Consider the following 25,085-nt stretch of genomic DNA (forward strand, 5'->3'; position numbering starts at 1 on the left):
AAGAATCCATGTCACTTTGAGTGCCCACACAGATTGTCTGATAAATTGTTAAAGAGCAGTGAGTTACGCGCTTTCGCTTGCTAACTCGAGGTCCCGTATAATACGTTTTCCTCATTCAGAGTCAAGCGTTTATTTTCGCTTTTCTCTGCCAGGATTTCCTGAGAAACCTTTCTGACCCGGCGGCTAGCGTGCCGTTGTCCCGTGTCAGTGGAGGCGCATTATAGGGAGTTCTGACGAGACGGCAAGTATAAATTTGAAAAAAACCTTCAACCGCTCGATATTCATACAAACAATGTGTCAGACGGTAATATTCGCCTGGTTTTTAAACAAAAACGAGCCCCTGAGGGCCCGTTTTTGCATTTATGTGACTTACTGCACTGCCACAATATGGCCGTCTTTGACTTTCAGCAGGATAGTTTTCCCAGGAATCAGCTCTCCAGATAGGATTTGCTGCGCCAGGGGGTTTTCAATCTGCTGCTGGATAGCGCGTTTCAATGGCCGTGCACCATAAACCGGGTCATAGCCGTTGGCACTCAGCAGCGCCAGCGCATCATCTTCTATATGTACGTCGTACCCGCGCTCTTCGAGACGATGGTAAAGACGCTGCAACTGGATCTTCGCAATCGATGCAATGTGTTTCTCACCCAGTGGATGGAAAACCACCACTTCATCAATACGGTTGATGAATTCCGGACGGAAATTGTGGCTAACCACATCCAACACCAGATCTTTCATGTGACTGTAATCCAGCTCGCCGAAACGTTCCTGAATCAAGTCGGAGCCCAGGTTCGACGTCATGATGACCACGGTATTGCGGAAATCAACCGTTCTCCCCTGCCCGTCCGTCAGTCGTCCATCATCCAGCACCTGAAGGAGAATATTGAACACATCAGGATGCGCTTTCTCGACTTCATCCAGCAGGATGACAGAATAAGGACGACGGCGAACCGCTTCGGTCAGATAGCCACCTTCTTCATAGCCAACATATCCTGGAGGCGCACCGACCAGACGCGAGACGGAGTGTTTCTCCATAAACTCGGACATATCGATACGCACCATCGCATCGTCGCTGTCGAACATAAAGTTAGCCAGCGCTTTGCAGAGCTCGGTTTTACCCACACCGGTCGGCCCAAGGAACAGGAACGAACCAATCGGGCGATTCGGATCAGACAAGCCAGCCCGACTACGACGAATAGCATTGGAAACGGCTTCCACCGCTTCGTTCTGACCAATCACCCGGCTGTGCAACTCCTGCTCCATACGCAGCAGCTTGTCACGCTCGCCTTCCAGCATTCTCGCCACCGGGATCCCGGTCCAACGCGCCAGCACATCGGCAATCTCTACGTCGGTAACGCGGTTACGCAGCAGACGCATTGTTTTGCCTTCAGACTGCTCGGCAATCGCCAGCTGTTTTTCCAGCTCCGGAATTTTGCCGTACTGCAATTCAGACATCCGCGCTAAATCACCGACGCGGCGAGCCTGTTCAATCGCAATCTTCGCCTGCTCGAGTTCAGACTTGATGGTCTGCGTCCCGGACAGAGACGCTTTTTCCGCTTTCCATTCTTCTTCCAGTTCTGAATATTGGCGTTCTTTATCGTCCAGCTCTTCGTTGAGCATATCCAGACGTTTCAGGCTGGCTTCGTCAGACTCTTTCTTCAAAGCCTGCTGTTCCAGCTTGAGCTGGATGATGCGGCGTTCAAGTCGGTCGAGCTCTTCCGGTTTAGAGTCAATCTCCATCCGGATACTGGATGCCGCTTCATCGATAAGGTCGATGGCTTTATCCGGCAACTGTCGGTCGGCAATATAGCGGTGCGACAAAGTTGCGGCCGCCACAATCGCCGGGTCCGTAATTTGCACATGGTGGTGCAATTCATAACGCTCTTTCAGACCACGTAAAATCGCGATGGTGTCTTCTACTGTCGGCTCAGCCACGAACACTTTTTGGAATCGACGCTCAAGCGCAGCGTCCTTCTCTATATATTGACGATATTCATCAAGCGTTGTGGCCCCGACGCAGTGCAGTTCACCACGCGCCAATGCGGGTTTCAGCATGTTGCCGGCATCCATTGCACCGTCAGCTTTACCGGCACCAACCATGGTGTGCAGCTCATCAATAAACAGGATGACGTTGCCTTCCTGTTTTGAGAGATCGTTCAGTACGCCTTTCAGACGCTCTTCGAACTCACCGCGGTATTTCGCCCCGGCCACCAGCGCGCCCATATCCAGCGCCAGTACCCGACGGCCTTTCAGCCCTTCCGGTACTTCGCCGTTAACAATACGCTGAGCCAACCCTTCGACGATCGCGGTTTTACCCACCCCAGGCTCACCGATCAGAACCGGGTTATTTTTGGTTCGACGCTGCAAGACCTGAATGGTACGGCGGATCTCTTCGTCACGGCCAATGACCGGATCAAGTTTGCCCTGTTCGGCTCGCTCGGTGAGATCAAGGGTATATTTCTTTAATGCCTGACGCTGATCTTCAGCACCCTGGTCATTCACGTTTTCACCTCCACGCATTTGTTCAATCGCCTGCGTCACATTGGCGGTTGTTGCTCCGGCGGTTTTTAGCAGGTCGGCAAGCGTGCCACGTGATTCAAGCGCCGCCAGAACAAACAGCTCTGACGAGATAAAGTTGTCATTTCGTTTTTGCGCCAGCTTGTCGCAAAGATTCAGTACACGGACCAGATCCTGAGACGGCTGAACGTCACCGCCGGTGCCTTCCACTTGCGGTAAACGGCTCAATGCCTGATCGATAGCCGTGCGTAACTGCCCGGCATTAATGCCAGCTGAAGTTAATAAAGGTCGTACCGAACCGCCTTCCTGATTCAGAAGTGCGCTCATGAGATGAAGAGGTTCGATGAATTGGTTATCGTGCCCTAATGCAAGAGATTGGGCATCGGCGAGTGCAAGCTGGAATTTATTGGTAAGACGATCCAGACGCATAATTCCTCCCATAACAGGTCAATTTTGCTACTGGAGATTAAATGAGGTCATCCCTCAATTATTCAAGGTTAGAGACCTGGACAATGTGAAAAATATGTCAGCCTTCTGGATCGTCTTGATTCTTTAGGTTATATCAGCCAAATGAAACTTGCCATACGACCGGTGGTCCGATCGCGTCGATAAGAGAAAAAATCATCCTTTTCGCTTAGCGTACAGCGTTCACCGCCGAACACCTGAGTCACGCCGAGATTTGCCAGGCGCTGACGGGCTAACTGATAGATATCGGCGAAATATTTCTCGCCATCAGGGCGGAAAGCGTTATCAGCTTTCGCATCTTTATCCATGAATGCTTCACGGACTTCCGGACCCACTTCAAATGCCTGCGGACCAATTGCAGGCCCAAGCCAGGCGAGAATGTTTTCCGGCTTATCCTGAAATTGTGCGACAGTTTGCTCAAGCACGCCATCACATAAGCCACGCCAACCCGCATGGGCGGCAGCCACTTCAGTGCCCACCTGATTACAAAACAGCACCGGAAGACAGTCGGCAGTCATCACCGCACAGACCAGACCCGGTTTGTTGCTGTAAGACGCGTCGGCACGTTTGGAATCGTACTCACCACCGGTCAGCGTTAGTACTGCATTACCGTGGACCTGCTCAAGCCAGACCGGTCGCGAAGGAAACGCGGCCGCTTCGTAAAAGCGACGACGGTTCTCTTCAACGTGCTCCGGATTATCGCCACAGTGGGCACCGAGATTAAGAGAATCCCAGGGAGACGTACTCACACCACCCACTCGCGTTGAGCTACATGCTCCGACGCCCAAAGGCATCGGCCACTGTGGAACAATAATCTTGGTCATAACCAGGCGACGTCGTCCTTGTGTTCTTCAAAATCAGCGCGCATAGCGGCAATGAGATCAACCATATCCTGTGGAATTGGCGCATGCCATTCCATCTCGATGCCAGTAATCGGATGGTAGAGACGGAGCATGGTTGCATGCAGCGCTTGACGATCGAATTTACGCAGTTCGGTGATGAAGGCTTCTGACGCCCCTTTCGGTGGACGAGGACGACCACCGTAAAGCTGATCGCCCACCAGCGGATGGGTGATGTGCGACATGTGCACACGAATCTGGTGCGTGCGCCCCGTTTCCAGACGCAGACGCAGACGCGTGTGAATACGGAAATGCTCCATAATGCGGTAATGCGTCACCGCCGGCTTCCCCATTGGATGAACGGACATGTGGGTACGCTTAGTCGGATGGCGACTTATCGGTTCTTCCACCGTTCCGCCCGACGTCATGTGACCAATTGCGACGGCCTCATATTCACGGGTAATTTCACGCAGCTGCAGCGATTCCACCAGACGCGTTTGCGCTGGAACGGTTTTAGCAACAACCATCAGACCGGTGGTGTCTTTATCCAGACGATGGACAATACCCGCACGTGGAACATCGACAATCGGCGGATAATAGTGCAGCAGCGCATTAAGAATAGTCCCGTCTGGGTTACCCGCGCCCGGGTGCACGACTAGACCGCGCGGTTTGTTGATAACAAGAATGTCGTCATCTTCATAGACGATGGTCAGCGGGATATCCTGTGGCTCGAACCGCGCTTCTTCTTCGATTTCAGCGTTGATGGCGACATGTTCTCCCCCCAACACTTTCTCCTTCGGCGTGCTACAAATGACGCCATTAACCAGCACTCGCTGGTCAAGAATCCATTCTTTTATGCGTGAACGTGAATAATCCGGGAACATTTCGGCCAAAGCCTGATCTAAGCGTTGACCGAGTTGTTTTTCGGATACCGTTGCGGTGAGTTGTACTTGTTGTGCCATAAACAGCTTCTTCGTTTAACGTTGGGTTTTACGGCTTCGCCGTATAATATAGTGTGCTATTGTAGCTGGTCTTAATCGGGAGCAGGAATGATAATCTCCCGCATAAACATTCTGAGGAAAGTCAAAACGTCATGACGCGCATGAAATACCTGGTGGCCCTTGCCACACTCAGCCTGGCTTTGGCGGGTTGTTCCGGTTCAAAGGAAGAGGTGCCTGATAGCCCGCCAAATGAAATCTACGCGACTGCTCAACAAAAGTTGCAGGACGGTAACTGGAAACAGGCGATAACGCAACTGGAAGCGTTGGATAACCGCTATCCATTCGGCCCGTATTCTCAGCAGGTTCAGCTCGACCTGATTTATGCGTACTACAAAAACGCCGATCTGCCGTTGGCTCAGGCTGCCATCGACCGCTTCATGCGTCTTAACCCGACTCATCCGAATATCGACTACGTCATCTATATGCGTGGCCTGACCAACATGGCTCTGGATGACAGCGCCCTACAGGGCTTCTTTGGCGTTGACCGTTCTGACCGCGATCCGCAGCACGCCCGTGACGCATTCAATGACTTCTCCAAGCTGGTCCGTGGTTACCCGCAGAGCCAGTACGCGTCCGATGGCTACAAGCGCATGGTATTCCTGAAAGACCGTCTGGCTAAGTATGAACTGTCGGTTGTGGATTACTACACCGATCGTGGTGCATGGGTCGCCGTTGTGAACCGCGTTGAAGGCATGCTCCGCGATTTCCCAGACACGCAGGCTACTCGCGATGCGCTGCCTAAGATGGAAAAAGCCTACCGCGAAATGCAGATGAACGTGCAGGCCGACAAAGTGGCTAAAATCATTGCCGCCAATGGCGACAAGACCAGCAGCTGATTTTCCTGATAACAAAAAAGGCAGCCCAAAAGGCTGCCTTTTTTTATGCAATTCGTGAGGACGCTGAACCGGTTTAGCTCATAGTCATCCCATCAACTATGGCCCTCTTTTCCCCATTCCTCAAGTATTAAATCCCCTGTTCCTGTCCTGCCTCACAAATTACGCTGACTGACAAAAAGTGACAAAATAACGCGATCTATATCACACATTTTGACATTGAGAACGGTATGCTGGAATCACCAAGACGGGAAAGACAAGAGGTAAAATTTATGACAATGAACATTACCAGTAAACAAATGGATATTACTCCGGCCATCCGCCAGCATGTCGCAGACCGTCTCACCAAACTTGAAAAATGGCAAACTCATCTGATAAACCCCCATATTGTTCTGTCTAAGGAACCGCAGGGCTTTGTTGCCGATGCAACCATGAACACGCCAAATGGCCATCTGGTTGCCAGCGCACGTCACGAAGATATGTACACTGCCATTAATGAATTGATCAACAAGCTGGAAAGGCAGCTCAATAAAGTGCAACACAAAGGGGAAGCACGTCGCGCCAATGCATCGGTGAAAGACGTCAACTTCGTTGAACAAGAGTAATCCTTATCAACTGTGTTAATCCAACGCGCCTCCGGGCGCGTTTTTTGTGCCCGACTGTTTTAGCGGTTGACAGCATGAAAACAGTACGGTTACTTTAACTGCGTGCCTCTAAGGAAACCCTGATGAAAATTATCCCGTTCTTCTTCGCATTCTTTTTTACCTTCCCCTGATTGGGAGGCGTTTCGTCGTGTGATAAAGAATGCGAAGACGAACAATAAGGCCTCCCACATCGGGGGGCCTTTTTTATTGATAACAAGAAAGGCGACATTATGACTGCGGAAAACCCGTTACTGGCTCTGCGCGATAAGATAAGCGCACTGGATGAAAAGTTGCTCTCGCTGCTGGCCGAGCGTCGAGGGCTAGCTGTTGAAGTGGGTAAAGCGAAACTGTTATCCCATCGCCCTGTGCGCGATATCGACCGCGAGCGCGATCTGCTCGAACGCCTTATTACTCTAGGCCAGACTCATCATCTCGATGCGCACTACATCACCCGTCTGTTTCAGCTGATTATTGAAGATTCCGTGCTGACTCAGCAAGCTTTGCTTCAGCAGCATCTGAACAAAATTAACCCGCACTCAGCGCGCATCGCATTCCTTGGGCCGAAAGGATCGTATTCCCACCTCGCTGCACGTCAGTACGCTGCCCGTCATTTTGAGGAGTTTATCGAAAGCGGCTGCGCGAAATTCGCCGACATATTCAATCAGGTCGAAACCGGACAAGCTGACTACGCCGTCGTCCCGATTGAAAACACCAGCTCCGGCGCCATCAACGACGTCTACGACCTGTTGCAGCACACCAGCCTGTCGATTGTGGGTGAGATGACCATTCCTATCGATCACTGTGTGCTGGTGTCCGGCACAACCAGTCTCGACAAAATCGAAACCGTATACAGCCATCCACAGCCTTTCCAGCAGTGTAGCCAGTTCCTGAATCGCTATCCGCACTGGAAAATTGAGTATACCGAAAGCACGTCAGCGGCAATGGAAAAGGTCGCCGAAGCGAATTCTCCCCACGTGGCAGCACTCGGTAGCGAAGCGGGCGGCGGGCTGTATGGCTTACAGGTTCTGGAACGCAATCTGGCAAACCAGACGCAAAACATCACCCGCTTCGTGGTCCTGGCCCGTAAAGCGATTAATGTCTCCGATCAGGTTCCTGCGAAAACGACCCTGCTGATGGCCACCGGGCAACAAGCCGGTGCGCTGGTAGAAGCACTGCTGGTATTACGTAATCACAATGTGATCATGACCAAGCTGGAGTCGCGTCCGATTCACGGTAATCCGTGGGAAGAGATGTTTTATCTGGATGTGCAGGCCAATCTGGAAGCCGATGCAATGCAAAGCGCGTTGAAGGAGCTGGGTGAAATCACCCGCTCCATGAAAGTGCTGGGCTGCTATCCGAGCGAAACGGTGGTACCGGTTGACCCGGCTTAACCGCCGATAAACGGTAGTTTCTTCATCCCTGCGACGGCAACAGGCAGGGTGAAGATTGCGCCGGAGAGCGGATATTGACGAACCTCTTCGGCGCTCATGTTTTCTCGGGTGGTGGTGATAAACAACGTTTTCATCTCCGGACCACCAAAGCACACCATCGTCGGGCAACGAACCGGCAAACGATACTCATCCAGTTGCTGTCCCTCGGGTGAAAAACGCGCCACCCGCCAGCCATCGAACATCGCACTCCAGTAGCAGCCTTCTTCATCTATCGCGGCGCCATCCGGAATGCCCTCGCCCGCACTGAAATGGCGGAACGGTTCACGCTTTCCAGGCTCACCTTGCTCATCTAACGGCGTGCGATAAATAACGCTATTTGGGGTATCCGACGTGTACATCCATTTTTTATCAGCGCTAAAGGCCAACCCGTTGGCACCGTGAATATCACACTGAATAACTTTCGGTTTGAGTTTATTGTCTATCCGCACCAGCAGCGCGCCGTTGTAGTCGCCCGGTCCCCAGAACGTGCCTGCGTAAAAACGGCCGTCACGATCGGTTCCACCGTCGTTAAAACGAGCCAGCTGCGGATTGCTCGGGTTATCGCAAATTTTACTCACCAGTAGCCCGCGGCTGTCGCTTAACCAGATAGCGCTGCGCAAGGCGACGATAAACCCGCCTTTTTCCCTAAGCGAGAAACACCCCACTTCTTCCGGAAATTGCAGGACCCGATGTTCGCCACTGTTGATGTCGTAGCGATGAATTTCATACTCCAGGATATCGGCCCAATAAAGCGCTTGCTCGGTCTCGCTCCAGGTTGGGCATTCCGGCAAATGGCCGGCATAATCAAACAGCACCTCAGGTTGAGCCATGTTCGTTTCCCTATAAAAAAAGCCAGCGGGTTTCCCCTCTGGCTTTTGAGTATAAACAGTTTTCTTATTGCCGACTGTCGTTCGCCTGCCGTAACAGCGTCCGACTTTCGCTCTGGAAGCGCTGAGCGTAATCGCCGAACCAGTGTTCGACCTTACGGAAGCTGTCGATAAAGGCTTGTTTGTTGCCCTGATCCAGCAGTTCAATCGCCTCGCCAAATCGTTTGTAGTAACGTTTGATCAGCGCAATATTGCTCTGCGAAGACATGATGATGTCCGCATACAGCTGAGGATCCTGCGCAAACAGACGCCCGACCATCGCCAGTTCCAGGCGGTAAATCGGTGACGACAGCGCCAGCAGCTGTTCCAGCTGAACATTCTCTTCCGCCAGATGCAGCCCGTACGCAAAGGTCGCGAAGTGGCGCAGTGCCTGAATGAACGCCATATTCTGATCGTGTTCCACCGCGCTGATGCGGTGCAAACGTGCGCCCCAGACCTGAATCTGCTCTAGGAACCATTGGTACGCTTCCGGCTGACGACCATCGCAGTACACCACAACCTGTTTCGCCAGGCTGCCGCTGTCCGGGCCGAACATTGGGTGTAATCCCAGTACTGGACCATTGTGTGCCGCCAACATTGCCTGCAGCGGAACGGCTTTCACCGATGCCAGATCGACCAGAATACAGTCCGTGGGCAGGGCTGGCAGCTTCTCGATTATCTCCGCCGTGGAGTGAATCGGTACACTGACGATAACCATTCCCGCATCGGAGAGCATCTCTTCCGCATGCGCCCAGTCGTCCTTTTCGAGGATCCGCACCTGATAACCTGACAGGGTCAGCATTTTCTCAAACAAACGCCCCATCTGGCCGCCACCGCCAACGATAACCACCGGACGCAGTTGAGGACAAAGCGTTTTAAAGCCTTTGTCATTTTCGCTGGAGTAGGATTCGCGCATCACTCTACGCAGAACGTCTTCGATAAGATCGGGCGGAACCCCTAACGCAACAGCCTCCTGACGGCGCGACGCCAGCATCGACGCCTCGCGCTCAGGAACGTAAATCGGCAAGCCATACTTACTTTTGACTTCGCCGACTTCAGCCACCAGATCCAGACGGCGGGCCAGTAATTCCAGCAGCGCCTTATCTACTTCATCTATTTGATCGCGTAGCGCGGTCAGTTCAGCAACCATAAATTCCTCTTACGCCAGACGAGCCGCCAGCTGGCCACGCAAATCTTTATCAAGCTCGCGCAACAGCGCATCCGTCGCTTCCCAGCTGATGCAGGCATCGGTCACCGACACGCCGTATTTCATATCGCAACGCGGCTGCTCGGAAGACTGATTACCTTCATGAATATTACTTTCAATCATCAGACCGATAATGGAACGGTTACCATCTTTAATCTGTGCAACCACGGATTCTGCCACGGCAGGCTGACGGCGGTAGTCTTTGTTGGAGTTACCATGACTGCAATCTACCATCAGCGCGGGCTTCAGTCCCGCCTGTTCCATCTCTTTTTCGCACTGAGCGACGTCTGCCGGGCTGTAGTTTGGCGCTTTGCCACCGCGCAGGATCACATGTCCATCCGGGTTGCCCTGAGTTTGCAGCAGGCAAACCTGGCCAGCCTGGTTGATACCGACAAAACGGTGTGGCATCGCCGCCGCACGCATGGCGTTGATTGCCGTCGCGAGGCTACCGTCGGTGCCATTTTTAAAGCCAACTGGCATTGACAGACCGGATGCCATTTCGCGGTGAGTCTGAGATTCTGTAGTACGCGCGCCGATAGCGGACCAGCTGAACAGATCGCCAAGGTACTGCGGGCTGTTCGGATCGAGTGCTTCAGTCGCCAGCGGCAGACCCATGCTGACCAGTTCCACCAGCAGACGTCGCGCAATTTTCAGGCCGCCTTCAACATCAAACGAGCCATCCATGTGTGGATCGTTGATCAACCCTTTCCAGCCAACGGTGGTACGAGGTTTTTCAAAGTAGACGCGCATCACCAGGTAGAGGCTATCGCTGACCTCTGCGGCAAGGGCTTTAAATCGACGAGCGTATTCAATCGCAGCTTCCGGATCGTGGATAGAGCATGGCCCACAAACCACCAGCAGACGCGGATCGCGCCCGGCAATGATATCGGAAATGGTCTGACGGGACTGGGCAATCTGGCCTTCCTGTTCAACGGTCAGTGGGAATTCCGCTTTCAGGACTTCAGGAGTGATCAGAACGTGTTCGTCGGCGATATGTACGTTGTTCAGCGCGTCTTTTTGCATGATGGTGATCCTGTATAGCTCGTTTGCGATAAAAGGGTTTCCTCAGCGAGGTTGAGCTTACGATATCACACACGGTAAAGATTTCAATCCACAATCCGTAAATTTTAGTTTACAACAAGCGTTTTTGGCGCATTTATTTTGCCTTTTTCTGTAAATAAATCATTCCACTCGCGATATACAGTGACTCCGCTATGCTGAAAGCTCTGATATGGAGGAGCCTATGAAGCCAGTCCTGTGTGCGCTTTTGCTTTTATTATTGAACGGATGCCAGATTGATCCCTACACCCATTCCCCTCAATGGACCAGCACCGATTGGTACGGCGAAGGTATTGATGATGGCCGAAGCGGCGTGACTGCCCGAAGTGATAGTCAGCTGGCGAGCGACCAGGATGATCCCAAAGTCGATCGTAAAGCGTACCTGAAGGGTTATGCCCTGGGTCTGAAAGATATCTGCACATCACATCTGCTTTTTGGCTGGGGTGTTTCCGGCAAGATTTACCCTGAAGGATGCGATAGCCTGGATAACGCCGTGGCGCTACGGGACGCCTGGCAAAAAGGAATGAACGAAGGAATGCAATCCAACAGGCTAAATTAATGGGTCTTAATAAACCCGTAATTAATGTTGGAACAATCAAACTTAGCGCACAGGGTATTGATTACGGGTGCTAATGACTGGCTGAGTTTATATATCCTACATCAATGCATTAATCCTGGATGCGTGGAACATGAGTGAGCACCCGTCGCGACTTGTATTGTGCCCGATCTCTTTGGCACCATTCCGCGCACCAATCTCACGAGGCGCGGGTTTGGGAAAAAATACCCCGTTGCCAGCAATAAAACGGCGCAGAGCCGCGCTGAAAAACGCCGCGTAACGGTCGTCATCAGCGCGCTCTGACGGTTAGTCTGCTGACTGAACCGTTGCGGCTGTGCTGGCCATGCGCCAACGCAGCACATCCACGACAACAAACAGCAGTAAACTGACGCCTAATACGGGCATCGCCACGCCCAACAACACGGCCAGCGCAGATACCGTCCACTGCCCCACTCGCGGCAAATCAAACCAGCTTTGGGTAAGTGTGGTCAGTGGATTGTATTTCGCAGGCGTTGGACGCCGACACCACCACAGCCGATAACCCACCACGATCATCACGCACAGCGCCGTGCCAAAGGCTACCAGCAGGATCTGATTCAGTGTGCCAAACAGCAGCCCCATGTGGAAATCCACGCCCCAGCGCGTCAGCTTTGCCATCAGCGGAAAATCAGCAAAACGCGTGCGATCGACGATCTGCATTTTTGCAGCGTCGATCGCCACAGCGTCAACCTGAGTCGGCCAGCCACGATCGATCTCCGTCACCGTCCACGCTTTGTCTTCGCTTTTCGCCGGACGGATTTCAACTTTGCTGGCATCAATCCCCGCCTGCTGTGCCAGATGGAGTACGTCATCAAACAACACTACATCCGGAGCCATCATTGCCATCGTCATTCCGCTGTGACCGCCATGGTGCTCAGCGTGCGGGTCTGACATCATCATTTGGCCATTCAACTGGGTATTCACCTGCGGCGTCAGCCAGTTAAACGCTGAGCGCAGCTTATCGACGTTACCGCCGGCCCACTGCGACCAGGTTAAGCCTGTCGCCGAGAACAGCAACATACCGCCCAGCAGGATCCAGCCCAGCATGACATGCACCCGACGGTTATTCTGCACGCGGTTACGGATGCGCCGTTTCGGACGGGTAAAGAACCACAGCGCAATTCCGCCGCAGGCCGCCAGCCACATCCACGATGCTGCCAGTTCGCTGTAAAGCCGTCCGACGTCACCCAGCAGCAGCGAGCGGTGAGCGTAATCAATCCACTGACGCAGGGGCAAAATGCCGCTGGTGCCGTAAACCGTTATATCATCTTTCACCGCCAGCGTTACGGGGTCGATAAACAGCGCCCGGCTTTCAGACTCACCCAAAGATGGGGAGCTAAACATCACGCGAGTGGTTTCACCGGGCGTCAGTGACGGCCGCACGGCATACAGCGCCAGGTTCTGGCCCGTCGCGTTTTCTGCCACGGCGATTTGTTCGGCCAGAGAGTGTGGCTCTCCACCTTTTTCTGCGGTCAGAGCGTCACGATACAGCAGATTTTCCAGCTGCGGTGTCGCAACGTATAGCGTGCCGGTCAGTGCCGCCACGAAGATGAACGGTCCGACAAACAGACCGATAGCAAAATGAAGACGACGCAGCAGGTTGACCCATGCCGCGCGCGGGGTGCAGGTTGTCATACTTTTCCTTTTAAAAAGCAAACAAGGAGTGTGGCGCTTGGCGCCCATTCTTATGTTGTTAACAGGTAAAAGCAGACAGACGCGGCGGCGCGCGGGTATGAGGATAAAGCCAGGGGGAAAAATGCCAGACCTGCACGCGTAATCGCGGAGGTCGTAAACGCAGGCGTAACAGTAACGCGCAGACCAGCAGCACCAGGGCCAGGATGAGCCCCGGCACATGCGCCAACAGCACACAGTAGCCACAGGCCACAGCGTGATCGACCGGCGTCGTGCCCGAATGGTGTCCATCATGATGCCCGCTCATCATCGACATATCGTGATGCATACCGGGCATCGCACTCATCGGGTCTTTTTGCAATGAAACGGAAATCCGTGGTGCCACAATAATCAACGCAATAGCAAACAGCGCGAACCAGACCGCGACGCGTTTATCGTTACTACGATGAAATGTGTTCTCTGCCATCTGTCCTCCGAAGCGGGGACATTGTAAATGATTTGCAGCGGGAAGGTTAACATTCGAGAGGAATGACAATAAAAAAGGGCCAGCCTTGCGGCCAGCCCTTTTTAACTTGGATGTCGCTTAAGCGAATCTTAGTTAAGACGCTCTTTGATACGAGCAGACTTACCAGTACGCTCACGCAGGTAGTACAGTTTAGCTTTACGAACGGCACCACGACGTTTAACAGTAATGCTGTCAATGACTGGAGAGTGAGTCTGGAAGACACGCTCAACGCCTTCGCCGTTGGAAATTTTGCGAACAGTGAATGCAGAGTGCAGACCGCGGTTACGGATAGCGATAACCACGCCCTCGAATGCCTGCAGACGTTTTTTGGAACCTTCAACAACCCATACTTTCACTTCCACGGAGTCACCCGGACGGAAAGAAGGTACGTCCTGCTTCATCTGCTCTTGTTCAATTTGCTTAATAATGTTGCTCATAATTTAATCTCTTATCCTGGGTAAACTGATATTTGGGGGCTTACGCCTCACCATCATGTTTATGTTGCTGTTGTGCGTGTTCCCGTTGGAACTCCGCCAGCAACCTTGCTTGCTCTTCAGTCAGAGCCAGGTTTTCCAGAAGTTCAGGTCTTCTAAGCCAGGTCCGGCCCAGCGACTGCTTCAGACGCCAGCGACGTATCTCGGCATGGTTGCCTGACAGTAAAACTGCCGGGACTTCCATTCCTTCCAACACTTCAGGGCGAGTATAATGTGGGCAGTCCAGCAAACCGTCAGCAAAGGAATCTTCCGTTGCTGATGCTTCATGGCCCAGAACGCCCGGAATAAACCGGGAGACTGAGTCAATCAGCGTCATTGCTGGTAACTCACCACCGCTGAGAACGTAATCGCCGATAGACCATTCTTCGTCAATCTCGGTTTGGATTACGCGCTCATCTACCCCTTCATAGCGACCGCACACCAGAATCAATTTCTGACTCGCTGCCAGTTCGCTGACGCCTGCTTGATCAAGCTTGCGTCCCTGAGGTGAAAGATAAATCACCTTCGCGCCTTCACCTGCCGCGGCTTTTGCTGCATGAATAGCATCCCGCAAAGGTTGCACCATCATTAGCATCCCCGGTCCGCCGCCGTAAGGACGTTCGTCCACGGTACGGTGCCGGTCATGAGCGAAATCACGAGGACTCCAGCTCCGGATGCTCAGCAGGCCATTTTTTACTGCCCGGCCAGTTACCCCGTAGTCGGTAATCGCACGAAACATCTCTGGAAACAGGCTAACTACACCAATAAACACAAGCCAATCCCCATAGTGCCGTCTTTTACCGTTAATCCGGAGGTTTTAAAAACCAGGATCCCAATCTACTTCAATGGTTTGAGTAGTGAGATCGACTTTCTTGATAACCTGCCCATCGAGGAACGGAACCAACCGCTCCTTGATACCAAACGCATCTTTCAGGTTTGCCTTAATGACGAGAACGTCATTGGACCCGGTTTCCATCATGTCGATGACTTTACCGAGGTCATAGCCTTCAGTGGTCACTACCTGGCAACCCATAAGGTCTTTCCAGTAGTAGTCACCCTCTCCGAGCTGAGGCAACTGCGAGGAATCCACGAAAATTTCGCAATTCGTCATGAGATTCGCAGCATCCCGGTCTTCAACGCCTTTCAGCTTGATAACCAGATCCTGATTGTGGTGACGCCAGCTTTCCAGCTCGACGATTTGCCACTGACCCGCCTTCTGGATATACCAGGGCTGATAGTCAAAAATGCTTTCGGTGTCTTCGGTGGAAGAAAACACTCTGAGCCAACCACGAATACCGTAGGAAGAGCCCAATTTGCCGACCACGATAGGTTCAGCAGGGACTTTCGCGGCGAGTTGCTTGCTCATCATGACCACCGTGACAGATTAAGCTGCTTTGTTTGCTGCTTTGATCAGCGTAGCTACGCGATCAGAAACAGTTGCGCCCTGGCCAACCCAGTGAGCGATACGATCCAGATCCAGGCGAGTGCCTTCTTCTGAAGCGGAAGCGATTGGGTTGAAGAAACCAACGCGCTCAATGAAGCGGCCGTTGCGTGCATTACGGCTGTCAGCAACGACAACCTGGTAGAACGGACGCTTTTTTGCGCCGTGACGTGCTAAACGAATAGTTACCATAACATCCTCTTGTGTGAATAAAACACAGGGCCCCATCGAGGAACGGAGCCCAGTGTCATATTAAAAGCCCGAAAATTTTACTGATTTCTGGGGAAATTGCAATCAGCATCTTGGTACAGAGCCTTAAACAAGGGATAGAAGGCGTATATCGGTGCAGCCAGTTTAGTTCCGGCGTGCGCGCAGAAAGCGGAGCGTACACGTAGTACGTGAGCATTTCGAGCACACCCCGGGGCTAAAATGACAAACAAGATAGCCTTATACCCTTGTTATACCCTTGTTTTTAGCGGCCCGGGAATCCTGGCGGCATCATCCCTTTCATACCGCGCATCATCTTCGCCATACCGCCTTTCTTCATTTTCTTCATCATGCGCTGCATGTCGTCGAACTGTTTCAGAAGACGGTTAACGTCCTGTACCTGCATACCGCAGCCCGCTGCGATACGGCGTTTACGGGAACCTTTGATGATTTCCGGGTGGGCGCGTTCTTTGAAGGTCATCGAGTTGATAATCGCCTCCATACGCACCAGCACTTTGTCATCCATCTGCGCTTTCACGTTGTCAGGAATCTGGCCCATGCCCGGCAGTTTGCCCATAAGGCTTGCCATGCCGCCCATATTTTTCATCTGGCGCAGTTGCTCAAGGAAATCGGTGAGGTCAAAACCGTCGCCTTTCTTGAGTTTATTCGCCAGCTTTTCAGCCTGCGCGCGGTCAACTTTGCTTTCGATATCTTCGATAAGCGACAGCACGTCGCCCATGCCAAGAATACGAGACGCGATACGATCCGGATGGAACGGCTCCAGCGCTTCAGTTTTCTCGCCGACGCCGAGGAATTTAACCGGCTTACCGGTAATGTGGCGAATCGAGAGCGCCGCACCGCCGCGAGCATCACCATCGACTTTGGTCAGAATAATACCGGTCAGCGGCAGCGCTTCGTTAAACGCCTTCGCCGTATTCGCGGCATCCTGACCGGTCATTGCATCGACCACAAACAGCGTTTCTACCGGATTAATCGCGGCATGAACCTGCTTAATTTCGTCCATCATCGCTTCGTCGACGTGCAAACGGCCAGCGGTATCCACCAGCAGCACGTCGTAGAATTTCAGCTTCGCTTCTTTCAGCGCCGCATTAACGATATCGACAGGCTTTTGAGCCACATCTGACGGGAAGAAATCGACACCCACCTGCTCGGCCAGGGTTTCCAGCTGTTTAATCGCCGCCGGGCGATAAACGTCCGCCGACACGACCAGCACTTTCTTCTTGTGCTTCTCGCGCAGGAACTTACCGAGCTTACCGACGCTGGTTGTTTTACCGGCCCCCTGCAGGCCCGCCATTAGTACGACAGCCGGTGGCTGAGCGGCCAGATTCAGAACCTGGTTTTCTTCGCCCATCGCCGCAACCAGTTCTTTACGAACGATTTTGACGAATTCCTGGCCTGGTGTCAGGCTCTTGTTAACTTCATGCCCAACCGCGCTTTCTTTTACGCGGTTGATGAAATCACGAACGACAGGCAGCGCGACGTCAGCTTCCAGCAGCGCCATGCGCACTTCGCGCAGCGTGTCTTTGATGTTGTCTTCAGTAAGGCGTCCGCGACCGCTGATGTTGCGCAGCGTACTCGACAAACGATCGGTTAAATTATCAAACATTGTCTCTCGCCTGAGGTGGAAACGTACGGTCGCCACAGCGACACATTCACAGAATTTTGCCGCAGTATAACACGACACCGCACGAGTTGTGATGCAACGGTTGGAGCCTGAGCCCCGTAACGTTATACTGCTTCTCTTTCATCACACGCCAATGTCGACATCTCTATGCCTGTTTTTGCCCTGCTCGCGCTTGTTGCCTACTCCATCAGCCTTGCGCTGATCATTCCTGGCCTGCTGCAAAAAAACAGCGGCTGGCGGCGCATGGCAATTCTTTCTGCGGTCATTGCCCTCATCTGTCACGCATTTGCGCTCGAAGCGCGAATTTTGCCCGGCGGCGATAGCGGACAAAACCTGAGCCTGTTGAACGTCGGTTCGCTGGTCAGCCTGATGATTTGTACGGTGATGACCATCGTCGCTTCACGCAACCGCGGCTGGCTGTTGCTGCCGATTGTGTATGCGTTTGCCTTGATCAACCTCGCCTTCGCCACCTTCATGCCTAATGAGTTTATTACGCATCTGGAAACGACGCCGGGAATGATGGTGCACATTGGCTTGTCGCTGTTTGCCTACGCAACGCTGATTATCGCTGCGCTGTACGCCTTCCAGCTGGCGTGGATCGACTATCAGCTCAAGAATAAAAAACTCGCCTTCAGCAGCGAAATGCCGCCGCTAATGAGCATCGAACGTAAAATGTTTCACATCACCCAGGTGGGTGTTGTGTTGCTTACTCTGACCCTGTGCACCGGTTTGTTTTATCTGCACAACCTGTTCAGCGTTGAAAATATCGACAAAGCGGTACTGTCTATTATCGCGTGGTTTGTCTATATCGTGTTGTTATGGGGTCACTATCATGAAGGCTGGCGCGGACGTCGCGTGGTCTGGTTTAACGTGGCGGGCGCAGGTCTTCTGACGCTGGCCTATTTTGGCAGCCGTGTGCTGCAACAGTTTGTGAGCTAAGACTTAAAGGAAACCCGGTTTGGAACATATCTCAACCACGACGCTTATCATTACGCTTGTCGTCATGGTTATTATCTCTGCCTACTTCTCCGGTTCAGAAACCGGGATGATGACCCTTAATCGCTACCGATTACGTCATATGGCAAAACAGGGCAACAAGGCCGCAAAACGTGTTGAAAAGCTGCTGCGTAAACCTGACCGCCTGATTAGCCTGGTGCTGATCGGCAACAACCTCGTCAATATTCTCGCCTCTGCATTGGGCACCATCGTCGGTATGCGCCTGTACGGCGATGCGGGCGTGGCGATTGCCACCGGTATCTTAACCTTCGTGGTGCTGATTTTCGCCGAAGTGCTGCCGAAAACCATCGCCGCCTTGTACCCCGAAAAAGTCGCCTATCCGAGCAGCTTCCTGCTGGCCCCGCTGCAAATTCTGATGATGCCGCTGGTGTGGCTGCTGAACACCATCACCCGCATTCTGATGCGCATGATGGGCATCAAAACCGATACCACCATCAGCGGCGCAGTCAGCAAAGAAGAACTGCGCACCATCGTGAACGAATCACACTCGCAAATTTCCCGTCGCAATCAGGACATGCTTCTGTCGGTGCTTGATCTGGAAAAGGTCAGCGTCGACGACATCATGGTGCCGCGAAACGAAATCGTTGGGATCGATATCAACGACGACTGGAAATCTATCGTCCGCCAGCTCACGCACTCTCCGCACGGGCGCATTGTGCTTTACCGCGAGTCGCTGGATGACGCCATCAGCATGCTGCGCGTGCGCGAAGCCTATCGCCTGATGACGGAGAAACAAGAGTTCACCAAAGAAGTGCTGCTGCGCGCCTCCGATGAAATCTACTACGTGCCGGAAGGTACGCCGCTCAGCACTCAGTTGGTGAAGTTTCAGCGGAACAAGAAAAAAGCGGGCCTGGTGGTCGACGAATACGGCGATATTCAGGGCCTGGTGACAGTGGAAGATATTCTGGAAGAGATCGTCGGCGATTTCACGACGTCGATGTCGCCTTCGCTGGCGGAAGAAGTCACCCCGCAGAATGACGGCTCGGTAATCATCGACGGCACCGCCAACGTGCGCGAACTGAATAAAGCCTTCAACTGGCATTTTCCGGAAGACGAAGCCCGTACTATTAATGGTGTGATTCTGGAAGCACTGGAAGAGATCCCGGCGATTGGCACCCGGGTGCGCATCAACCATTACGACATCGATATTCTCGACGTGCAGGACAATATGATTAAGCAGGTGAAAGTCGTGCCGGTAAAATCGTTGCGGGAAAGCGTCGGGGAATAAAACGGCAGAAGAATTAAGATCCTCTCCCCGGGTGGGGAGAGGAAAAGCGTTGGAGTTACGCCTTCGCTTTAGCGACTGAGACCATTGCCGCGCGAATGGTACGACCGTTCAGGGTATAACCCTTCTGCATCACCATCAGCACGTTGCCTGCAGCCACTTCTTCTGACTCAACCATCGCAATAGCCTGATGCACGTTCGGGTCCATCGGTACGTTGGTATCACCCACGACTTCCACGCCGTACTTGCGTACAACGTCGAGCATGGATTTCAGGGTCAGTTCAATCCCTTCAATCATCGGTGCCATGTCCGGATTGGCTTTATCAGCCACTTCCAGAGCACGATCCAGGCTGTCGATAACCGGTAGAAGATCGTTCACGAACTTCTCCAGCGCAAATTTATGCGCCTTTTCGACGTCCAGTTCGGTACGACGACGCAGGTTTTCCATCTCGGCTTTCACACGCAGAACACCATCGCGTTCGCGGGTCTGAGCTTCGTTAAGCTGTGCTTCCAGATTCGCAATTTGCTCATCGCGCGGATCCACCTGCTCAGCCGAAGTCTCAGGCTCCACGGCCTCTACCTCATCGTGCTGGTCCTTGATAATTTCTTCCGGGGCTTGCCCCTCAGGCGTTTTCTGTTCTTTACTACTCATGAATTTCTCCGCGTTTTTTCGTATTCATCTCGCTGACTTCGCTTATTATGGGGATCGTGCTGCGGGTTTCAAGGGAAGCAGGCACATTGTCATCATTCATTCGCCACAAGGACCTCCAGAAAATGAACAATCATTTCAAGTGTATCGGTATTGTCGGTCATCCCCGCCATCCTACCGCGCTGACCACACATGAAATGCTGTACCGCTGGCTGTGTACCAAGGGCTACAATGTCATTGTTGAACAACAGATTGCCCGCGAGCTGCAATTAAAGAACGTTGCCACCGGCACCCTGGCTGAGATTGGCCAACAGGCCGACCTGGCGGTAGTTGTCGGCGGTGATGGTAATATGCTCGGCGCCGCGCGAACGCTGGCTCGCTACGACATTAAAGTTATCGGCATTAACCGTGGCAACCTGGGCTTCCTGACCGATCTCGACCCCGATAACGCGCATCAGCAGCTGGCTGACGTGCTCGAAGGCCACTATATCACCGAGAAACGCTTTCTGCTTGAGGCACAGGTGTGCCAGAAGGCGTGTCAGAAACGCATCAGTACCGCCATCAACGAAGTGGTGCTGCACCCTGGCAAAGTGGCGCACATGATTGAATTCGAAGTGTATATCGATGAAGTGTTTGCCTTTTCCCAGCGCTCAGACGGCCTGATTATCTCGACGCCGACCGGTTCCACCGCCTACTCACTTTCAGCAGGCGGCCCAATTCTGACCCCTTCACTGGATGCCATCACGCTGGTGCCGATGTTCCCACACACGCTGTCCGCGCGCCCGCTGGTCATCAACAGCAGTAGCACCATTCGCCTGAGGTTCGCCCATCCCCGCAGTGACCTGGAAATCAGCTGTGATAGCCAGATTGCGCTGCCGATTCAGGAAGGCGAAGACGTGCTGATCCGCCGCTGCGATTACCATCTCAACCTGATTCACCCTAAAGATTACAACTATTTCAACACATTGAGCTCAAAACTCGGCTGGTCAAAAAAATTGTTCTGATTTTGCTTTTCGGCCCTTTACTGTATAAAAAACCAGTTTATACTGTATGAAAACACAGTTATGGTTTTTCATACAGGAAGACGACTATGCTGGCACAACTGACCATCAGCAATTTTGCAATCGTACGTGAGCTTGAAATCGATTTTCACAGCGGAATGACGGCCATCACCGGCGAAACCGGTGCCGGTAAATCTATTGCGATTGATGCCCTTGGGTTGTGCCTGGGTGGCCGCGCCGAGGGCGACATCGTCCGCACGGGTGCTACCCGCGCCGATCTCTGTGCCCGCTTCGTCCTGAAAGATACGCCTGCGGCTCAACGCTGGCTGGAGCAAAACCAGCTAGAAGACGGACGTGAGTGTTTACTTCGTCGGGTAATCAGCAGCGACGGCCGTTCGCGCGGTTTTATTAATGGCACCGCCGTCCCTCTTTCTCAGCTCCGCGAACTCGGCCAGTTGCTGATTCAAATTCATGGCCAGCACGCGCACCAGCTTCTGGTGAAACCCGAACATCAAAAATCCCTGCTCGACGGCTACGCCGGTGAGTCAGTGCTCACCTTGCGTATGGCGGAACAATACCGTCAGTGGCATCAGAGCTGTCGTGACCTCGCGCAGCATCAGCAGCTTAGCCACGAACGCATCGCGCGTGCGGAATTACTTCAGTATCAATTGAAAGAGCTGAACGAGTTCCAGCCGCTGGCGGGTGAATTTGAGCAAATTGATGAAGAGTACAAGCGCCTCGCCAACAGCGGGCAGCTGATCAGCACCAGCCAGCATGCCATGTCGATTCTGGCCGATGGCGAAGACGCGAACCTGTTAAGCCAGCTGTACAGCGCGCGCCAGCTGGTGACCGAACTGGTCTCCATGGACAGCAAAGTTTCCGGCGTGCTCGACATGCTGGAAGAAGCGGCCATTCAGCTCAGCGAGGCCAGCGATGAACTGCGTCATTACTGTGACCGTCTCGACCTCGATCCGAACCGCCTGTTTGAACTTGAGCAGCGCATTTCACGCCAGATTGCGCTGGCACGTAAACACAATGTGACCCCGGAAGAGCTCCCGGCGTTTTATCAGTCTCTGCTCGATGAACAGCAGCAGCTGGACGATCAGGCCGATTCTGCGGAAACCCTGAGCCTTGCGGTGAGCAAACACCACCAGCAGGCGCTGGAAACCGCAGAACAGCTTCATGCATTACGCCAGGCCAGCGCGACGGAATTAGCCGGGCTGATTACCGACAGCATGCACTCCCTTTCAATGCCGCACGGGCTGTTCGCGATTGATGTCAGTTTCGAAGCAAACCACCTGACCGCCGAAGGGGCCGACCGCATTGAGTTTCGCGTCACAACCAACCCAGGCCAGCCATTACAGCCGATTGCGAAAGTCGCGTCCGGCGGAGAGCTTTCCCGTATCGCACTCTCCATCCAGGTGATCACCGCCCGTAAAATGGAAACTCCGGCGCTGATTTTCGATGAAGTCGATGTGGGTATCAGCGGCCCAACCGCTGCGGTCGTCGGCAAACTGCTGCGCCAGCTGGGTGAATCGACTCAGGTAATGTGCGTCACGCACCTGCCGCAAGTGGCGGGCTGTGGTCACCACCATTTCTACGTCAGCAAAGAAACCGACGGCGCAATGACCGAAACGCATATGCAGCCGCTCGATAAACGCGCGCGTTTGCAGGAGCTGGCCCGTCTACTCGGTGGCAGCGAGGTGACTCGCAACACGCTGGCGAACGCCAAAGAGTTGCTGGCGGCATAAACTTTTTCGGTAACTCAGGGTCATAGACAACAACAAAACGCCGTAAGACCAGTTTCAATGTAAGGCAAGGTCTATTATCATCGGCATATGACAATTGAGCCGTGAACTGCTCGGGCCCGAAAAGGAATCAAATCACTATGCGCTGTAAAATGCTGACTGCTGCCGCAGCGGTTGCTCTGATGTTGACCGCAGGCTGTTCCACTCTGGAGCGAGTGGTTTACCGTCCTGACATCAACCAGGGTAACTATCTGGCACCTAACGACGTCGCAAAAATTCGTGTCGGCATGACACAACAGCAGGTCGCCTACGCTCTGGGTACCCCAATGATGTCCGATCCGTTCGGAACAAATACCTGGTTCTACGTGTTCCGTCAGGAACCTGGGCACGAGAAAGTGACTCAGCAGACGCTGACCCTGACTTTCAACACCAGCGGTGTACTGACCAACATCGACAACAAACCGGCTCTGACATCAGGCAACTAAGCCTGTCGTAGACGAAAAAAAAAGCGCTCATTGAGCGCTTTTTTATTTTACAGATTTCTCGGCGCGCTGACGCCGCAGTGCTTTCGGGTCGGCAATCAACGGGCGATAAATTTCTACCCGGTCGCCATCGTGTACCGCGTCTTGCAATTTAACCGCCCGACTCCAGATCCCCACTTTGTTGCTGGTGAGGTCGATTTCCGGACGCAGCCGCATTAAGCCGCTGGCAACAATTGCCTGTTCAACGGTCGCGCCCTCTTCCAGCGAGACCTTATGCAGGTACTGTTTTTCCGGCAGAGCGTAAACCACTTCTACCGTGAGTTTAGCCGACACTGTAAACCTCTTTGGCGCGCAGCGTGAAAGCCTGCACCATATTGGAGGCCAGCTCTTTAAAGATGCGGCCAAACGCCATTTCAATCAGCATATTGGTGAACTCAAAATCCAGGTGAAACTCGATTTTGCACGCATCCTGGCTGAGCGGCGTGAACTTCCAGCCCCCGATCAATTTCTTGAACGGGCCGTCAACCAGATGCATCAAAATGCTTTGGTTATCGGTCAGCGTATTTCGGGTGGTGAAGGTTTTACTGATACCCGCTTTCGATACGTCAACAGCCGCCGTCATCTGCGACGGCCCGGCCTCCAGCACACGACTCCCGGTGCAACCAGGGATAAAGTCAGGATACGCATCTACATCGTTCACAAGTTGGTACATCTGTTCCGCGCTGTAAGGCACGAGCGCAGTACGACTAATCTGGGGCATGGCTATTTCCACTCACTGTCATCGCGCAAATAATATCATTTATCCCCTGTTAAAAAAAACGCTGTGCCGTAACTCGTGCTAAGATACGCCATTGCGCCTCGCGGGAGGATTGAGGCAATGTACAGAAAAGATGACTTCAGGACACTATGACTAAGAAAAAATCTAACAAACCTGGATCAGCCACTATCGCGCTGAATAAACGCGCCCGCCACGAATATTTTATCGAAGATGAGTATGAAGCGGGACTGGCCCTACAGGGCTGGGAAGTCAAATCTCTGCGTGCAGGTAAAGCCAACATTAGCGACAGCTACGTTATCCTGCGTGACGGTGAAGCCTATCTGTTTGGTGCCAACTTCACGCCGCTGGCCGTCGCGTCAAGCCACTACGTCTGCGATCCTACCCGTACCCGTAAACTGCTGCTGAATCAGCGCGAGCTGGATTCCCTCATCGGCCAGATTAACCGCGACGGTTACACCGTGCTTGCACTCTCCCTCTACTGGAAGAATGCCTGGTGTAAAGTCAAAATCGGTGTAGCGAAAGGTAAGAAACAGCACGACAAACGCTCCGACCTGAAAGATCAGGAATGGGCGCGTGATAAAGCGCGCATTATGAAACACGCTGGGCGCTAATTCCTTTCATCTGAAACGGTCCCGAAAGCGTGGAATAACGCTAACGGGACTTTTTTACGTCTGGCACCACCATTCATTCCCTCGCTAACAATTAATTAAAGCCGAAATACAATTACTCATCAAAAAATAATTAACCCGATCATTAATATCATTAGAATCTTCATGATATATCATGTAGTCCTTATGGTAGCTTAATTAACGCTATTATTCACGGTCTC

General features: G+C 53.0%; 27 protein-coding genes, 1 pseudogene and 1 other annotated feature. Of the genes and pseudogenes, 12 read left to right on the forward strand and 16 right to left on the reverse strand.

What is annotated here, in order from left to right; translation table 11 throughout:
• Positions 1 to 369: 369 nt before the first annotated feature.
• The 3 genes from clpB to rluD form a co-directional block, all read right to left on the reverse strand.
• The gene (gene clpB, locus MUU51_RS00725; RefSeq protein WP_159776923.1) at positions 370 to 2,943 is read right to left on the reverse strand and encodes an ATP-dependent chaperone ClpB; all 2,574 of its coding nucleotides are present in this window, start codon (positions 2,941 to 2,943) and stop codon (positions 370 to 372) included.
• 128 nt (positions 2,944 to 3,071) lie between these two features.
• Positions 3,072 to 3,803: a purine nucleoside phosphorylase YfiH gene (yfiH, locus tag MUU51_RS00730; RefSeq protein WP_258966894.1), complete on the reverse strand. Its 732-nt coding sequence runs from the start codon at positions 3,801 to 3,803 to the stop codon at positions 3,072 to 3,074.
• Complete coding sequence (gene rluD, locus MUU51_RS00735; RefSeq protein WP_110512070.1) at positions 3,800 to 4,780, reverse strand: 23S rRNA pseudouridine(1911/1915/1917) synthase RluD; 981 nt, start codon at positions 4,778 to 4,780, stop codon at positions 3,800 to 3,802. The genes yfiH and rluD overlap by 4 nt, the downstream gene beginning before the upstream one ends.
• 131 nt (positions 4,781 to 4,911) lie before the next feature.
• Between rluD and bamD the strand changes: the two genes are divergently transcribed.
• The 4 genes from bamD (at position 4,912) to pheA (ending at position 7,687) form a co-directional block, all read left to right on the forward strand.
• On the forward strand, positions 4,912 to 5,655 hold the full coding sequence (gene bamD, locus MUU51_RS00740; protein ID WP_258966895.1) for an outer membrane protein assembly factor BamD: 744 nt from the start codon (positions 4,912 to 4,914) through the stop codon (positions 5,653 to 5,655).
• A 269-nt stretch (positions 5,656 to 5,924) separates the two neighbouring features.
• Positions 5,925 to 6,257, forward strand: coding sequence for a ribosome-associated translation inhibitor RaiA (gene raiA, locus MUU51_RS00745; RefSeq protein WP_159757793.1), 333 nt, complete (start codon positions 5,925 to 5,927; stop codon positions 6,255 to 6,257).
• 121 nt (positions 6,258 to 6,378) lie between these two features.
• Positions 6,379 to 6,504: a sequence feature (Phe leader region), on the forward strand.
• Positions 6,380 to 6,427 (forward strand): pheA operon leader peptide PheL, encoded by a 48-nt coding sequence (gene pheL / locus MUU51_RS00750; protein ID WP_103678196.1) that lies wholly within the window; start codon positions 6,380 to 6,382, stop codon positions 6,425 to 6,427. Its footprint overlaps the feature before it by 48 nt.
• A gap of 22 nt (positions 6,505 to 6,526) precedes the next feature.
• Entirely contained in the window at positions 6,527 to 7,687 is a 1,161-nt protein-coding gene (gene pheA / locus MUU51_RS00755) for a bifunctional chorismate mutase/prephenate dehydratase (protein WP_258966896.1), read from the forward strand.
• On the opposite strand, the gene MUU51_RS00760 is transcribed toward pheA, so the two are convergent.
• From MUU51_RS00760 to aroF, 3 genes are all read right to left on the reverse strand, one after another.
• On the reverse strand, positions 7,684 to 8,556 hold the full coding sequence (locus tag MUU51_RS00760; protein ID WP_159776927.1) for an SMP-30/gluconolactonase/LRE family protein: 873 nt from the start codon (positions 8,554 to 8,556) through the stop codon (positions 7,684 to 7,686). The two genes, pheA and MUU51_RS00760, sit on opposite strands and share 4 nt — an antisense overlap.
• Positions 8,557 to 8,620: 64 nt before the next feature.
• Entirely contained in the window at positions 8,621 to 9,742 is a 1,122-nt protein-coding gene (gene tyrA / locus MUU51_RS00765) for a bifunctional chorismate mutase/prephenate dehydrogenase (protein ID WP_159776928.1), read from the reverse strand.
• 9 nt (positions 9,743 to 9,751) lie between these two features.
• Positions 9,752 to 10,822 (reverse strand): 3-deoxy-7-phosphoheptulonate synthase AroF, encoded by a 1,071-nt coding sequence (gene aroF / locus MUU51_RS00770; RefSeq protein ID WP_159776929.1) that lies wholly within the window; start codon positions 10,820 to 10,822, stop codon positions 9,752 to 9,754.
• A gap of 220 nt (positions 10,823 to 11,042) precedes the next feature.
• On the opposite strand from aroF, the gene MUU51_RS00775 reads away from it, so the two are divergent.
• Positions 11,043 to 11,417, forward strand: coding sequence for a DUF2799 domain-containing protein (locus tag MUU51_RS00775; RefSeq protein WP_159776930.1), 375 nt, complete (start codon positions 11,043 to 11,045; stop codon positions 11,415 to 11,417).
• Between the two features lie 174 nt (positions 11,418 to 11,591).
• Positions 11,592 to 11,717: pseudogene (locus tag MUU51_RS00780) on the forward strand (OmpA family protein); the annotation flags it as partial.
• Positions 11,718 to 11,720: 3 nt separating this feature from the next.
• Here MUU51_RS00780 and MUU51_RS00785 read toward each other — a convergent pair.
• From MUU51_RS00785 to ffh, 7 genes are all read right to left on the reverse strand, one after another.
• Positions 11,721 to 13,088 carry a PepSY-associated TM helix domain-containing protein gene (locus tag MUU51_RS00785; protein WP_258966897.1) on the reverse strand — a complete coding sequence of 456 codons (1,368 nt, stop codon included), beginning with the start codon at positions 13,086 to 13,088 and terminating at the stop codon, positions 11,721 to 11,723.
• Between the two features lie 58 nt (positions 13,089 to 13,146).
• On the reverse strand, positions 13,147 to 13,551 hold the full coding sequence (locus MUU51_RS00790) for a DUF2946 domain-containing protein (protein WP_159776933.1): 405 nt from the start codon (positions 13,549 to 13,551) through the stop codon (positions 13,147 to 13,149).
• A gap of 128 nt (positions 13,552 to 13,679) precedes the next feature.
• On the reverse strand, positions 13,680 to 14,027 hold the full coding sequence (gene rplS, locus MUU51_RS00795; RefSeq protein ID WP_031374778.1) for a 50S ribosomal protein L19: 348 nt from the start codon (positions 14,025 to 14,027) through the stop codon (positions 13,680 to 13,682).
• A gap of 40 nt (positions 14,028 to 14,067) precedes the next feature.
• The gene (trmD, locus tag MUU51_RS00800; RefSeq protein ID WP_159776934.1) at positions 14,068 to 14,835 is read right to left on the reverse strand and encodes a tRNA (guanosine(37)-N1)-methyltransferase TrmD; all 768 of its coding nucleotides are present in this window, start codon (positions 14,833 to 14,835) and stop codon (positions 14,068 to 14,070) included.
• 45 nt (positions 14,836 to 14,880) lie between these two features.
• A complete protein-coding gene (gene rimM, locus MUU51_RS00805; protein ID WP_159776935.1) occupies positions 14,881 to 15,429 on the reverse strand; it encodes a ribosome maturation factor RimM in 549 nt (182 codons plus the stop codon).
• A gap of 18 nt (positions 15,430 to 15,447) precedes the next feature.
• Positions 15,448 to 15,696, reverse strand: coding sequence for a 30S ribosomal protein S16 (rpsP, locus tag MUU51_RS00810; protein ID WP_159757921.1), 249 nt, complete (start codon positions 15,694 to 15,696; stop codon positions 15,448 to 15,450).
• A 280-nt stretch (positions 15,697 to 15,976) separates the two neighbouring features.
• Positions 15,977 to 17,338, reverse strand: a complete 1,362-nt coding sequence (ffh, locus tag MUU51_RS00815) for a signal recognition particle protein (protein ID WP_159776936.1) — start codon at positions 17,336 to 17,338, stop codon at positions 15,977 to 15,979.
• A gap of 165 nt (positions 17,339 to 17,503) precedes the next feature.
• On the opposite strand from ffh, the gene MUU51_RS00820 reads away from it, so the two are divergent.
• Both MUU51_RS00820 and MUU51_RS00825 read left to right on the forward strand, forming a co-directional pair.
• On the forward strand, positions 17,504 to 18,295 hold the full coding sequence (locus tag MUU51_RS00820) for a cytochrome C assembly family protein (protein ID WP_110512053.1): 792 nt from the start codon (positions 17,504 to 17,506) through the stop codon (positions 18,293 to 18,295).
• A gap of 19 nt (positions 18,296 to 18,314) precedes the next feature.
• Positions 18,315 to 19,601 carry an HlyC/CorC family transporter gene (locus tag MUU51_RS00825; RefSeq protein ID WP_159776937.1) on the forward strand — a complete coding sequence of 429 codons (1,287 nt, stop codon included), beginning with the start codon at positions 18,315 to 18,317 and terminating at the stop codon, positions 19,599 to 19,601.
• 55 nt (positions 19,602 to 19,656) lie between these two features.
• On the opposite strand, the gene grpE is transcribed toward MUU51_RS00825, so the two are convergent.
• Positions 19,657 to 20,250, reverse strand: coding sequence for a nucleotide exchange factor GrpE (grpE, locus tag MUU51_RS00830; RefSeq protein ID WP_159776938.1), 594 nt, complete (start codon positions 20,248 to 20,250; stop codon positions 19,657 to 19,659).
• 122 nt (positions 20,251 to 20,372) lie between these two features.
• On the opposite strand from grpE, the gene nadK reads away from it, so the two are divergent.
• The 3 genes from nadK (at position 20,373) to bamE (ending at position 23,481) form a co-directional block, all read left to right on the forward strand.
• Positions 20,373 to 21,251: an NAD(+) kinase gene (gene nadK / locus MUU51_RS00835; protein WP_159776939.1), complete on the forward strand. Its 879-nt coding sequence runs from the start codon at positions 20,373 to 20,375 to the stop codon at positions 21,249 to 21,251.
• Positions 21,252 to 21,337: 86 nt separating this feature from the next.
• Positions 21,338 to 22,999: a DNA repair protein RecN gene (gene recN, locus MUU51_RS00840; protein ID WP_159776940.1), complete on the forward strand. Its 1,662-nt coding sequence runs from the start codon at positions 21,338 to 21,340 to the stop codon at positions 22,997 to 22,999.
• Positions 23,000 to 23,136: 137 nt separating this feature from the next.
• Positions 23,137 to 23,481, forward strand: coding sequence for an outer membrane protein assembly factor BamE (gene bamE, locus MUU51_RS00845; RefSeq protein ID WP_125352754.1), 345 nt, complete (start codon positions 23,137 to 23,139; stop codon positions 23,479 to 23,481).
• Between the two features lie 42 nt (positions 23,482 to 23,523).
• Here the strand turns inward: bamE and MUU51_RS00850 are convergent, their stop codons facing one another.
• Together MUU51_RS00850 and MUU51_RS00855 are read right to left on the reverse strand one after the other, a co-directional pair.
• Entirely contained in the window at positions 23,524 to 23,811 is a 288-nt protein-coding gene (locus MUU51_RS00850) for an RnfH family protein (RefSeq protein ID WP_159776941.1), read from the reverse strand.
• Positions 23,801 to 24,238, reverse strand: coding sequence for a type II toxin-antitoxin system RatA family toxin (locus tag MUU51_RS00855; protein WP_110512047.1), 438 nt, complete (start codon positions 24,236 to 24,238; stop codon positions 23,801 to 23,803). The genes MUU51_RS00850 and MUU51_RS00855 overlap by 11 nt, the downstream gene beginning before the upstream one ends.
• A gap of 146 nt (positions 24,239 to 24,384) precedes the next feature.
• Between MUU51_RS00855 and smpB the strand changes: the two genes are divergently transcribed.
• Positions 24,385 to 24,867, forward strand: a complete 483-nt coding sequence (gene smpB, locus MUU51_RS00860; protein WP_110512046.1) for an SsrA-binding protein SmpB — start codon at positions 24,385 to 24,387, stop codon at positions 24,865 to 24,867.
• Positions 24,868 to 25,085 lie beyond the last annotated feature (218 nt).

This window comes from Scandinavium manionii (genome assembly GCF_024764775.1).
In the GTDB taxonomy this organism is placed as follows: domain Bacteria; phylum Pseudomonadota; class Gammaproteobacteria; order Enterobacterales; family Enterobacteriaceae; genus Scandinavium; species Scandinavium manionii.